Source organism: uncultured Fibrobacter sp. (genome assembly GCF_947305105.1).
In the GTDB taxonomy this organism is placed as follows: domain Bacteria; phylum Fibrobacterota; class Fibrobacteria; order Fibrobacterales; family Fibrobacteraceae; genus Fibrobacter.
This window is the reverse complement of sequence record NZ_CAMZCS010000001.1, coordinates 294,317-306,329: the sequence shown is the minus strand read 5'-3', so window position 1 is coordinate 306,329 and position 12,013 is coordinate 294,317. Positions and strand designations below refer to the sequence as shown.

Genomic DNA, 12,013 nt, shown 5'->3' with positions numbered 1-12,013 from the left:
AGAGTAAAACACCGCTTCGAACCATCTTTTTTCTACATTTGTGCCATGTTCCTAGACGAAAAATCCATCGAAGTACGCTCCGGCAAAGGCGGTGACGGCATCTGCAGTTTCCACCGCGAAAAGTTCGTGCCCCTGGGCGGCCCCGACGGGGGCGACGGCGGGCGTGGCGGTCACGTGATTCTGCGAGTCAACGAGCAATACTCCACGCTGCTCGATATGGGCAACGCACGCCTTTACAAGGCAGGCAACGGCCAGCCCGGCGGCGCGAAGCGCTGCACAGGGGCATCGGCCGACGACCTCATCGTGGATGTTCCGCGTGGCACCATCGTGAAGGACGCCGACGGTCGCATCCTTGCCGACCTCACCGAAGCAGGCCAGAAGTGGATTGCTGCACGCGGCGGCAAGGGTGGCATGGGCAACCAGCATTTCGCCACTCCCAAGGTGCAGGCGCCTCGCAAGTGTACTCCCGGCGAGAAGGGCGAACGTCGCGAGCTTTTCCTGGAACTCAAGCTCATGGCCGACGTGGGCCTCGTGGGTTTCCCGAACGCAGGCAAGTCGAGCCTCGTGAACAAGATTTCTAGCGGTCGCCCGAAAGTCGGCGACTATCCCTTCACCACGCTTGAGCCCGTCCTCGGCATCGTGCAGATGAACGGCCACAGTTTCGTGGTGGCAGACATTCCGGGACTCCTCGAAGGCGCCAGCGAAGGCAAGGGCCTCGGCCACCAGTTCCTCAAGCACATCGAACGCACGCACACCCTGCTCTTTGTCATCGACGGCTTCGCCGAGAACGCCTACGAGCAGTTCACCGTCCTCAAGGACGAGCTCAAGGCATTCCACCCCAAGCTGGCTCAGAAACCGTATGTCATCGCCCTGAACAAGAGCGACCTCGGGATAGACGCCGCCATCAAGAAATTCAAGGCCCACAAGGAAAAATTCATCGTCACTTCGGCCCTAAATGGCGACGGATGCCGCGATTTGGCCACCGAACTGGACAAGGCAGTCCCCCATAAGCAAAAAAAACGCTCCGGATGGTCATCTAAAGTTTGACTTTTATCCAAAATTTTTATAAATATATACAAGTAAGTTCTTGATTTTTACGGAGTTACGTTAATGGCAGCAGTCAAGGGTAACATTACGAAAAAGGATATCGTCGAAGATATCTCGGCACGTACCGGCCTCACCCAGGTCGATACCAAGGCTATTGTCGAATGTTTCCTGGACTCCATCATCAAGGCCATGTCCAGCGGGAACAATATTGAAATCCGGGGCTTTGGCCGCTTCAAAATCAAGGAACGCAAGGAACGCCTAGCCAGGAACCCGCGTACCGGCGAATCCGTGAAAGTCGACGCCGGCATCAAGCCCGTCTTCGAAGCCAGCCGCGAACTTACCAAGCTCTTGAACGATGTCGTTCCGGACGCCATTCCCGAAGAGGCGACCACGCACACCGATGGCTAGCAAAGAATCGAAAACTCCCGTAATCCAGAACCGCAAGGCGAACCACCTCTATTTCGTCGACGAGACGTTTGAAGTGGGTATTATGCTCATTGGCTCTGAAATCAAGTCCATCCGCGATGGCAAGTGTACCCTGGGTGAAGCCTGGGTCGACATCACCGAAGACAAGAACGAACTCTGGCTCGTCGGGGCACATATCGACGAATACCTATTCGCGAACCGGTTCAACCATTTCCCCGCCCGCCGCCGCAAACTGCTCGCGCACGTCCACGAAATACAGAAAATGCGCAAGGCAAAGGAACAGAAGGGCTGCACCATCGTTCCGCTCAAAATGTATTTTAAAAATCGAATTGCAAAACTTGAAGTAGGAATATGCCGAGGCAAGGATCAACGCGACAAGCGACAGGATATCATCAATCGCGACGCCAAGATGGAAATCGCGCGCATTGCAAAAGCCCGTCGCTAATTTTGGCTTTGTTGCTGATGGTCTGCTGGACATTCGCGCTAGCAGACACTAGCGGGCGTGTCGACGCCGAGACGGCGGCAAAGGACCACGGCCTCTCGTTCCACTGGTTCCCCGTCCAAAAAACATTCATCCTCGAAAAGGCGAAAGACACTGTACGCTTCGCCATAGACATGCCCTTCGCCACGTACAAGGGCAAGTCCATTGAGCTTTCCAAGGCCCCCGTCATGGAGAACGGGCACATCCTAATTGTCGCGGCAGACATTGCGAAGATTCTCGGAAAGCAGCAGGCCAAGGCCGAAGCCAAAGCTCCCGAAACCAAGGCTCCCGAAAAAAACGTGCAAAACGTCGCCAAGTCCAAGAACGAGACTGCCGGCACACGTGAAGTCCGCACCATCGTCATCGATCCCGGACACGGAGGCAAGGACCCTGGCGCGCAGGGCAAGAAGGCCAACGAAAAAGACATCGTCCTCGCCGTTGCCAAACTGTTGCGCGACGAACTGGAAAAAGAAGGCTTCAACGTCAAGCTCACCCGCGAAAAAGACGTGTTCATTGAACTCGGCGAACGCGCGAACCTCGCCAACAAGTGGGACGGCGACCTGTTCGTGAGCCTGCACTGCAACGCCATCGATGCAAACGCCGAACGCAAGAAGATCATCCACGGCTACCACTTCTACGTGCTCCGCGCCCCGGAAAGCGAAGAAGACAAAGCCATTGCCCGTCGCGAAAACAAGGTGGCCACGCTCTATGGCGAGAAGAACGCTAAAGAAGAACTCTCCCCCCTCGAATGGTTCAAGCTCGAAGCCCGCCTAGAGAAGTACAAGCAGAACAGTTACATGTTCACTGAAGAGTTGCTGAAGAGTTTTGATGGCGGAAAGATTGTCAAGCAGGCGAACGGCGTGGGCGGTGCAGGATTCATGGTCCTCGTCGGCGCGATGATGCCCGCCGTGCTCATCGAACTGGGATTCATCAGCAACCTCGAAGACGAAGCCTACATGATGACGGCCAAGGGTCAACAAGACCTGGCCGAACGCGTTGCCAAGGCGGTCACAAACTACAAGGCCGCCGTACACAGCTACCGGGAAACTCTCGGCCGCTAACTATTTCACCATCATCGTATTTGTAAAACCGGTTACCTTGTCGTACTTGAGCAAGAACACGTACGAACTCGTTTGTATATACTGAACCGGAGCCCATTGCTTTGTAATGTGGAACTGGGCGTAATCTGTTTCGGAAGGGAGTTTGTCGTTCGACGACGTGCGCATGAGCATGTTGCTCTGCTTGACTTTTTCGAACTTTATCGCCACAGGACCATTGTGCAATTTCTCGATAGTCCATTCCTGCGAATCGCTTGAGGAAAGCCTAAAACATCCGCCGAACACGAGGTAGTCGTTCGTGGAACCGGGAATGAAGTAAACCGTGTACCCGCTGTCGTTTTCCATGATGTACGAGTTGTAGATGATGTTTAGTTTATCTGTATAAAGATTGAAACGACGATTTGCAGAATTGTTCGCTGTCACGAGGCCAAGCAACCGCTCGTCATCTATCGCCTTTTCAACAAAATCCTTCGTCAAGCGTCCATCCTTGAAATCAACACGCGCCACCTGAATATAGCGGTCATCCTGATAGCCATAGAAAACGGCATAGCCGTCCTGGGTATCGCCCTGCGCCACATAGCCTTCGATTTTATCGAGCGCCGAAGGGTTAATGTTAGAGACGACAGAATCGGAAGCTACCCACGCAACCCTATCTTGTGAAGCGATTGAGGCACCTAATGCCTGGCGTTTTTCAATAATCCTGAAATTTTCGGCATCGAGAGCGGTGATGGAACGAGCCTGTCCCTGCACGCCCTTATTAAAGGCACAGCCGACTATAAGAAGAGCCAGCACCGAAACAACAAGAAATGCCTTCATGAATGTATACACCTATCTGATTACAAATATAAAAAATGAACCCATTCCACGGAATAGGCCCATTTGTAAAAATAATTTGTACATCAATAAAACGGCGGGATAGACCGGAATTGTCATTCTTCGAGTTCGATTTCTTCCAATTTCTTATTGATTAAATCAAGGCATTCCTGAAGAATATCATCGTATTTTTGCCGATATCGTTCCGTTATTACAGGCGAACCGTCTTCGCAGGTCTTGGTTTTGGCGATATAGCCGCTAAACCAATTTTTGGAGTCTATTTTAAAATAATAACTAGATTCAAACAAATTATCAGATGGATAGGGAGAAACAGAAGAACCACTGATTCTATTCGGAGATTCCCGCAAAGTTTTCTTTTCGTGATTCAAAAGACTATCCAAATACTGCCGTCCAGATTCAGACAAAGTTGAATCATTCTCGAGTTTCTGCACAATTTTTTCGTACAGTTCTTTTTGAACTTCCTCTAGAATACCCGTAAATGGAAGAAAATCCTCATGCGGACAATTCTTCGTCATTTTTTCAGACGAGCTTGAACTTTGATCAGCACGATATTCGTCTATTCCATAAGCCCACGCCCCAACTCCATCAACATCTATTTGATTAGAATCTAAACGGCACCCTACATAAATACTATCATTGGAACATTCACATTCAAATTTTTCATAAACTGGAATTTTGCAAGACGGCTCAGGCGTACCGTAAACTACACTCGTAGTATTCTCCAAAGCATGACATGATTCTAGTTCGTCTTCTATAAATGCCAGTTGCTTTTCAGAAATCAAATCATCCTTTTCTAAATCACGTATAGCATCATAACAAGAATTATAACAAACACGAACGCCGTAATGTGTCATCTTGCAACTAATTGAAGGGTCTCTCGCCAATATATAACCCGCAGAACTCGAACTGCCAATTTGGCTGGATGAACTTTCAGCCGCCACAGAACTCGATTCAACCGATTCCGACGAATTCGGTAGAATATCCGCCGAAGAACTCCCAGGATTAATACCGGAATCCGCACCCGTCGAAGAATCCGTATCACTGCCGCAACTAGCCCAGAAAAAGCTCGCAACAGACAAGCAACCCAAACGAAAAAATCTACGAATATTCATACCAACCTCTTTTTAAGAATATACATACTTTTGCGTAAAAAAAGAAATCCCCGCACAAGGCGGGGATGACTCAATATAACATAACCTCACAGCGACCCTGCAAGGGGAGCGACTCCATAGCTCAGAGTGCCGTAGGCACGACCTCGTCGCTATTCCGCGTCCATGTCCGCTTCGTCGATTTCGGCGTTGTGGTACACGTCCTGGACGTCGTCGTGGTCTTCGAACTTGTCGATGAGCTTGAGGAGCTTCTGTGCATCGTCATGACCGAGCTTCACCGGGTCGTTAGCGACGTAGGTGATTTCAGCGCTCATCATTTCGATGTTGGCAGCTTCGAGAGCCTTGGACACAGCGTCGAAAGCTTCGGGGCTCGTGGAGATTTCATGCACGCCGTCTTCGGTCGTCATGTCTTCGGCACCGGCTTCGAGCACGAGGTCCATCACCTGGTCTTCGGGATACTTTTCGGCATCGACGACAATCACGCCCTTGTAGGTGAAAGCCCAAGACACAGAACCAGATTCACCCATGGAACCGTTGTTCTTGTTGAAGATGTTGCGGATTTCGGCAACCGTGCGGACCTTGTTGTCGGTCAAGCACTGCACCATGATGGCAATGCCACCCGGGCCGCGTCCTTCGTACAGCGGCTCCGTCATTTCGGTACCGGAGTTCGCACCCGTACCCTTGGCGATGGCGCTTTCGATATTCTTGGTCGGCAAGCTCTGGCTCTTAGACTTGAGGATAGCAGCACGCAGGCGCGGGTTCGCGTCGGGGTTGCCACCGCCGAGCTTGGCAGCAATGGAAATTTCCTTAATAAGTTTGTTCCAAGCCTTCGCGCGAGCGACGTCGGTTTTGGCTTTCTTGCGTTTGGTGGTGGCCCATTTGGAGTGACCGGACATAGATTACCTCAAATATTCAGGTTTTTGGATTTTTAGTGAAACTTATTCTCTTTTTTTCTTTCTTTTCTTTTTTTTCTTCGGCTCCGCAGAATTTGATCCTGCGTTTTTCGCCTTCATCTGGCAGCGACGCTTTTCTTTCACCGTCATATCCGGATCGTCGCATTCGTCAACAATAGAAGCCTTCTTCTTCTTTTTCTTGGACTTTTTCGCAGCCATCTTGGCCTGACGTTCCGCTTCTTCGGCAGCAGCGGCTTCCTCGGCAGCCCTCTGCATCGAACGCACCGACTGCTTCGTCAACGGATTCGCGGAAGCCTTCGTAATTTCGCGGTCGTACTTACCCTTCCAGATTTTACCGAGCAACGAACCGGAGGATTGCGCATCGTTGAACGCGCTCATCGCCCAGTCGTCGTTTGCAGGCGGCAAGAGGGTAAATTTCAAGTTGCGGATTTTCGTCGGTTCATCCTCAAAGAAAAGCATCATGTCGAAAAGCCCGACCTGATATTCCTGACCGTCTGCACCCGACGTCGCCGAAGGAACATAAGCAAGCACTGCATAGAGGTCGCCGTCAAAAAGGGCATTGATGAGCATGTCGGGGTCGCCACCGGGGGCGGCCACTTCGCCTTCGGCCTTAAAAGCCCACGGAGCAGCGACAATCTGCAACATGAACTTGTGGTAGCCGTTCTTTGCCTTTTTCAATTTGACCAAAGCACCAGAAAAAGCCTGAAATTCGGGCTTTATGGAGCTATCCTGCGCATAGCCCAAAAGGGCACAAGCCAGGAACAACACAGCGATTATCTTTTTCATTTTTCCATCAATCCTATTCCAATGTATGCAACATTAATTTTTGAAGAACAAAGCCTTCGCCGCTTCGAACATCGGGTCCTTCTCGTCCGGGTTGCGGCATTCCGTATAAATGCGCACCTTCGGTTCCGTACCCGACGGACGCACGAGCATCCAGGAGTCGTCGTCGAAGATGACCTTCACGCCGTCGAGCGTGAGGAGCTGCTTCACGGTCTTTTCGTTGTTGCCGACCATGACCTTCGCACCCGGCTGGGCGATCGTCGCGATGGCGTCGACCTTGGCCTTGAGCGGAGCACCCACGAGGGACTTGTCGACTTCGAAGCCCGAGCGGGTCGGGTAGAAGCGACCATATTCTTCATAAAGGGCATCGAGGTATTCACCGAGGTTCTTGCCAGTCGTTGCAAGAATTTCGAGAGCGATGAGGAGGCCGAACTGGGCATCCTTTTCGAGCGTGTTGTTGAGACCGGAGATACCATCGGATTCTTCGAAGGCGACGAGGGCCTTCTGCTTGGCATTGCGGGAAAGCCACGGGCGGAAGTTCTTGAAGCCCACCGGAGTTTCCATCACAGGCACGCCGAGCTTTTCGGCAATGATGTTCACAAAGTTGGAAGTCGCGACAGACTTGGCCACGCAGCCCTGTTCCTTGCGCCAGGTAGCCATGTAGTGGAAAGCGATAGCACCGAACTGGTTCATGTCGATTTCGCGTGTACCGTCGTAGAAGCGGATACGGTCACCATCCGGGTCGAAGATAGCGCCCAGGCGGAACCAGGACTTGCTTTCGTCCAGCACCTTGCGGACCTTTTCGAGGTTCTTGCTGGACGGTTCGGGTGCGATACCGCCGAACAGGGAGTCATCTTCGTTACGGAGCGTAATGAGGCATTCCGGATTGTCGAGGAGAGCAGCCGGACGGCGGCGGGTAGAGCCGTGCACGTGGTCGCAAACGAGAGTCAGGCGGCCCTTCTTGATGAATTCCTTGATGCGGTCGAACTTGATCGTGCCCTGCTTGACGAGGAATTCCTTGTAAATCTTGAGGGAGTCGATAATTTCCCAGTCAACCTTGCCCACCGGTTCAAATTTCCAGGTGGACATCATTTCGTTAGAAAGCTTCGTGATGACGTTCGTGATTTCCGGACCGGCAGGACCGCCGTCGGCCGGGTTGAACTTGATGCCGTTGTAGTGGCTCGGGTTGTGGCTCGGGGTCATGTTGATGGAGCAGGCAGCACCGAGCATTTCGATGCAGGCGCTGAATTCCGGAGTCGGCATCTCGCCACCGTAGTAGACCTTCACGCCAGCCTTCGCGAACTGGTCAGCCACGGCTTCGCAGAATTCATGACCGAGCAGGCGGTTGTCATGACCGACGACCACGCCACGCTTCTGGAGTTCGGCAAAGTCCTTCACGCCGAGGGCTTCGAAAAGTTCGGGAGTCGCTTCCCTGTAAAGGCGAACGATGGCGGCACCCACCACCTGGAGGTTGCGGAGCGTAAATTCGGAACCGATTTCACCACGCCAGCCAGAAGTACCAAAGCTCACCTTGGCGGGCTCCTGAGAAGTCAATGCGACCTGCTTCACCTGTTCGACAAGCGCCATGTCGGTAGCCGGGTTGAATTCGGGGGACTGAATCTTTTTCCAAATCTGGGTAATGTTTTCCATAGGGGTTCCTTTTGAGATTTAACGCAGCAAATTTAGTAAAAGGCGAGTGCGGCGACAGAACATTTTTTCGATTTGTAGCACACCAAAACGTCATTAAAGCGGTCCAAGCAACCCTTGATCAAGTTCGTATTCTATTACGCTTCAATGTTTTACATTTATTGAGCAATCCAACCCAAGCAAGCACAATCTTTCACCCCGTTCCAATCTATAATTTGTACGTAAAATCTTGCGGCAGGTTTGTGAAATAGTGGAAAATTCAACTAAGGCGTTAAAAAGCATCAAATTTCGTACATTTCGCCCTCCGGTTCTCGTCTAATACTATATTTAGGGCACTATGCAGATTACAAACGCTTCTCAACTTACTGGTGTTTTCCCCGCGTTGTTCACCCCGCTCAAGAACGACGATCCCAAGAACCTCCGCAACTCCATCGACTACAAGAAGATGGGCCAAATGATCGACGACGTGATCGCTAACGGCGCAAGTGGCGTGCTCCCTGCCGTGACCACGGGTCAGAGTGCGACGGTTTCCCCGCAGCAGCACCTCGATGTCATCAAGTTTACGCTCGACTACGTGGACGGCCGCGTGCCCGTGATTGCCGGTGCCGGTTCCAACTGCACCCGCGAATCCATCGAAATGATCGAGAACGTGCAGAAGATTGCCCCGGTGGCAGTCCTCTGCGTCACAGGCTACTACAACAACCCGCCGCAGGAAGGCCTCCTGAAGCACTACCGCACGCTCAGCAGCGAGACGGGTGCCAAAATCGTGATTTACAACGTCCCGGGCCGCACCTCAAGCTACGTGCATCCCGACACCCTCATCGAACTTGCCGAAGACAAGAACATCATCGGTCTCAAGCAGGCCGTGGAGTTCGGCTTTGGCGAGAAGTTCCACGAAGACACGATGCGCGTGATCAAGGAAACCAAGGGCAAGGACTTCGCCGTGATGAGCGGTGAAGACGGTTTGTTTGCCGACCTCCTCGAAATGGGTGGCACGGGCCTCATCAGCGCTTCGGGCAACATCCCCGAGGCCACGAAGACGTTCGTCGAACTGTACAAGGCATTCCAGGCTGGCGACAAGGACAAGGCTCACAATCTGCAAAAGGACGCCCGCGACTTTATCGACATCACGTTCTGCCGCAAGAACCCGATTCCGCTCGGCACGCTGTTCAACAGCCCGCTGTTCCAGCCGCTCGTGAGCGTGAAGGATACGGCCAACGGCGCCGACGCAGTCGCCCGCATCATGAAGCTGATCGAAGAGAAGGCCCCGAGCCTGAAGAAGTACCACGTTTAGTAAACAGTGGGCAGTGGTTAGTAAACAGGATTAGTATGGTGGCTTCGACGCGATTATAATCCTAACCACTAATCACCAACCACTAATCACTTTTTTACTGGAGAATCCAATGGCCAAGAACAACCAATCTATCACTGATGTTGTCTGCGACTACATCACCAAGCAGAAACTCTCCCCCATTCCCGTCCAGACTCTGAACGAGGAAGCAGAAACCACGCGCTACTTCGGTGGCGAACTCAAGGAATTCATCGCCGCCGCAAAGACGCTCGGCGCCAAGGGAATCTTTGTCGAGACGCTCTACCTCGAAGAAGACGAATTCTACTACGACAGCGGCATGGACGACGAAGAATACATGGCCCTGTACGGCAACGACGAATGCGACGGGGAATGCAAGTGCGGCAAGTGCGAAGGCAAGAAGTCCAAAAAGAAGGCTAAGGAAGAAGACGACAGCGATGTCGACGGTGTCTGGTTTGAACCCGAAGACCTCGACGGCCTCGACCTCACGCTCCTCAAGCCGCAGATGGCCAAGTTCCTCGACCGCGTGGGCGAAGCCTGTGGCGTGCGCCTCACGGTTCCGGGCGTCGACCACCTCGAAGTGGAAATCTTCGCCGACTGGTACGACGAGTTCGCCGAAATGGTGGATGAAGCATCCGAAGCGATCGAGCTCGACCCGAACGGGGCTCTCGAAAGCATGAAGTCCATGATCAAGGCCGAAGAAGCCGCCGCCAAGGCAACGCAGGGCAAGGGCACCAAGAAGATTGCCGCCCACCCGCCCAAGAAGGCTTCCAAGAAGTAATCCGTCGCAAGACGAACCTTTTCAACACGTCCCCAGCGGGGCGTGTTTTTTTTCGCACATTCAACATACAACATATTCAAAAGCAGAAAGGCATCTCGGCGGAACCGAGATGCCTTATGGCAATATGAGGAGTATTAATCGGTTATCAATATAAAAATTTTAGCGCGTCACAGACAACATTTTTACTTTGCCGTCACGTTTAACCATGTAAACACCCGTCTTGCCAAACTTCATGAACACGGCATCGTTCAAAGAAGTTCCATCCCTAGATTCAACCTTGCCGAGATACTTGCCCTGCACGTCGAACACCTGCAATACCGATGTTCCCATCGGCACCGGCGACACATCCGGGAGAGCGTCAATGGATCCAATGATGTTTCCAGAACTGCTGCTAATCGGAATGATAACGGGAGCAACACTGGAACCGGAAATTGGCGAAAGAATGGTTATACTAGAAGACGAAGCGACGACACTTCCCCAAAAATCCCGGCTCGAAGACGAAACCTTCGCCTTACTGGAACTGCTCCTGTGATGGCTGCTCGTTCTCGAAGAACTGGAAACAGAATGCGAGGATCGATGAGAGGATGAAGAAGGATGAATGGATGTCGACGAATGATGGGTCGATGCACTGGATTTCGGCGTTACCGCTGTTTCCGAGCCAGACGGTGAACCTTTAGACGTTATGTTGAAGTAGGTGAAGTCAATCTTTCCGGTAGCACCGCCACCGGCTTCGGCCAGCACCTTCACCTCGTACATCTTCCCGAGATTCAGGCCAACCTCCCCCCATTTCTTGAAATGGGCGGTAATGTCGATATGGCCGCACTGGCGAGCGTTACGGCGTACACTGAAGAACTGCGGGAAAGTAGAAGTCCCCTTAATCGAAGGCTGGTTCACGCGAGTAAACGTGTAAATATCATAGGTATCGCCGTCCACCGTGATTTCGCCCTTCTTTGTGCCTAAATACTGCGGACTCGGCTTGGTAAACCAGTCATCGACGATATAGTATTCCACCAGCGGATTCTCGGTCCAACCGTAAATGCCGATATAGGAATAAGCAGCACTCCCCGACTTGGTGAACTTGTAATCAGCAGTAAAATAACCAATCTGGTCGTGCGTTTGGGTACTGTTGTACTTGAGTCCCACGCGAGCCAGGAAGTCGTTGGAGCCGTTCCATTCCGCCGAGAATGTTCCGTCATTGTAATAGGTCATCGAGTTATTTCCGCCTTGATACCATATTTCATAATGGTAACCGGAACTACCGATATTCCCCGTCACACTTGAATTATTTTGACCACGAGTGGTCGTGCCGTTTCCGGAATGCCCGCCCTTTTCGCTGCAAGCATCGGCTGCATAAGCGTTTAAGCCAAAAGCGAGGGTCACAAAAAACGTGGCCCTGGCCAACCCAAGGAACAATTTGTTCATATCCAACTCCAATTTTTTGCCGATAGAGACATTTTCTCTTTGGAAATGCCACCATCAGCCAACCTGCTTATAAAATAATTTCAAATTGTGTTCTACATCACTTTTCAAATAATTCTTTGTTGTAAAAACGACAATGAAAGGCTTTTTACGCAAAAAAAGAAAAGGTACCCCGCCGAACGAGGCACCTTTGACAATATAAGGA

The 12,013-nt window shown here is 51.8% G+C and carries 11 protein-coding genes and 1 pseudogene; 6 read left to right on the top strand and 6 right to left on the bottom strand.

All coding sequences use genetic code 11. From position 1 onward, the window contains the following. The first annotated feature begins 45 nt into the window (after positions 1 to 45). From obgE to Q0Y46_RS01250, 4 genes are all read left to right on the top strand, one after another. Positions 46 to 1,047, top strand: a complete 1,002-nt coding sequence (gene obgE / locus Q0Y46_RS01265) for a GTPase ObgE (RefSeq protein ID WP_295682065.1) — start codon at positions 46 to 48, stop codon at positions 1,045 to 1,047. 63 nt (positions 1,048 to 1,110) lie between these two features. Then, positions 1,111 to 1,455: an HU family DNA-binding protein gene (locus tag Q0Y46_RS01260; protein ID WP_295682063.1), complete on the top strand. Its 345-nt coding sequence runs from the start codon at positions 1,111 to 1,113 to the stop codon at positions 1,453 to 1,455. Beyond that, on the top strand, positions 1,448 to 1,918 hold the full coding sequence (smpB, locus tag Q0Y46_RS01255) for an SsrA-binding protein SmpB (RefSeq protein ID WP_290959793.1): 471 nt from the start codon (positions 1,448 to 1,450) through the stop codon (positions 1,916 to 1,918). The genes Q0Y46_RS01260 and smpB overlap by 8 nt, the downstream gene beginning before the upstream one ends. Positions 1,919 to 1,935: 17 nt before the next feature. Beyond that, positions 1,936 to 3,015: an N-acetylmuramoyl-L-alanine amidase gene (locus Q0Y46_RS01250; protein ID WP_297944012.1), complete on the top strand. Its 1,080-nt coding sequence runs from the start codon at positions 1,936 to 1,938 to the stop codon at positions 3,013 to 3,015. On the opposite strand, the gene Q0Y46_RS01245 is transcribed toward Q0Y46_RS01250, so the two are convergent. The 5 genes from Q0Y46_RS01245 to Q0Y46_RS01225 form a co-directional block, all read right to left on the bottom strand. After that, positions 3,016 to 3,828, bottom strand: coding sequence for a hypothetical protein (locus Q0Y46_RS01245; protein WP_295682059.1), 813 nt, complete (start codon positions 3,826 to 3,828; stop codon positions 3,016 to 3,018). 113 nt (positions 3,829 to 3,941) lie between these two features. Then, positions 3,942 to 4,958: a hypothetical protein gene (locus Q0Y46_RS01240; RefSeq protein ID WP_297943935.1), complete on the bottom strand. Its 1,017-nt coding sequence runs from the start codon at positions 4,956 to 4,958 to the stop codon at positions 3,942 to 3,944. A 149-nt stretch (positions 4,959 to 5,107) separates the two neighbouring features. Next, positions 5,108 to 5,851, bottom strand: a complete 744-nt coding sequence (locus Q0Y46_RS01235; RefSeq protein ID WP_295682055.1) for a YebC/PmpR family DNA-binding transcriptional regulator — start codon at positions 5,849 to 5,851, stop codon at positions 5,108 to 5,110. 42 nt (positions 5,852 to 5,893) lie between these two features. After that, entirely contained in the window at positions 5,894 to 6,655 is a 762-nt protein-coding gene (locus Q0Y46_RS01230; protein WP_297943932.1) for a hypothetical protein, read from the bottom strand. A gap of 33 nt (positions 6,656 to 6,688) precedes the next feature. Beyond that, on the bottom strand, positions 6,689 to 8,302 hold the full coding sequence (locus Q0Y46_RS01225) for a phosphomannomutase (RefSeq protein WP_297943929.1): 1,614 nt from the start codon (positions 8,300 to 8,302) through the stop codon (positions 6,689 to 6,691). Positions 8,303 to 8,636: 334 nt separating this feature from the next. On the opposite strand from Q0Y46_RS01225, the gene dapA reads away from it, so the two are divergent. After that, positions 8,637 to 9,593, top strand: a complete 957-nt coding sequence (gene dapA, locus Q0Y46_RS01220; protein WP_173342785.1) for a 4-hydroxy-tetrahydrodipicolinate synthase — start codon at positions 8,637 to 8,639, stop codon at positions 9,591 to 9,593. Positions 9,594 to 9,702: 109 nt separating this feature from the next. Beyond that, entirely contained in the window at positions 9,703 to 10,389 is a 687-nt protein-coding gene (locus Q0Y46_RS01215) for a hypothetical protein (RefSeq protein WP_295682048.1), read from the top strand. A 672-nt stretch (positions 10,390 to 11,061) separates the two neighbouring features. Here Q0Y46_RS01215 and Q0Y46_RS01210 read toward each other — a convergent pair. Beyond that, positions 11,062 to 11,688 (bottom strand): annotated as a pseudogene (locus tag Q0Y46_RS01210) (glycoside hydrolase family 11 protein); the annotation flags it as partial. Positions 11,689 to 12,013: the final 325 nt, after the last annotated feature.

What these genes read in the sequence shown, in the direction of transcription:
- dapA (WP_173342785.1), top strand. Translation starts at nt 8,637, where the DNA reads ATGCAGATTACAAACGCTTCTCAACTTACTGGTGTTTTCCCCGCGTTG.
- Q0Y46_RS01215 (WP_295682048.1), top strand. Translation starts at nt 9,703, where the DNA reads ATGGCCAAGAACAACCAATCTATCACTGATGTTGTCTGCGACTACATC.
- Q0Y46_RS01260 (WP_295682063.1), top strand. Translation starts at nt 1,111, where the DNA reads ATGGCAGCAGTCAAGGGTAACATTACGAAAAAGGATATCGTCGAAGAT.
- Q0Y46_RS01230 (WP_297943932.1), bottom strand. Translation starts at nt 6,655, where the DNA reads ATGAAAAAGATAATCGCTGTGTTGTTCCTGGCTTGTGCCCTTTTGGGC.
- smpB (WP_290959793.1), top strand. Translation starts at nt 1,448, where the DNA reads ATGGCTAGCAAAGAATCGAAAACTCCCGTAATCCAGAACCGCAAGGCG.
- obgE (WP_295682065.1), top strand. Translation starts at nt 46, where the DNA reads ATGTTCCTAGACGAAAAATCCATCGAAGTACGCTCCGGCAAAGGCGGT.
- Q0Y46_RS01235 (WP_295682055.1), bottom strand. Translation starts at nt 5,851, where the DNA reads ATGTCCGGTCACTCCAAATGGGCCACCACCAAACGCAAGAAAGCCAAA.
- Q0Y46_RS01240 (WP_297943935.1), bottom strand. Translation starts at nt 4,958, where the DNA reads ATGAATATTCGTAGATTTTTTCGTTTGGGTTGCTTGTCTGTTGCGAGC.
- Q0Y46_RS01250 (WP_297944012.1), top strand. Translation starts at nt 1,936, where the DNA reads ATGGTCTGCTGGACATTCGCGCTAGCAGACACTAGCGGGCGTGTCGAC.
- Q0Y46_RS01245 (WP_295682059.1), bottom strand. Translation starts at nt 3,828, where the DNA reads ATGAAGGCATTTCTTGTTGTTTCGGTGCTGGCTCTTCTTATAGTCGGC.
- Q0Y46_RS01225 (WP_297943929.1), bottom strand. Translation starts at nt 8,302, where the DNA reads ATGGAAAACATTACCCAGATTTGGAAAAAGATTCAGTCCCCCGAATTC.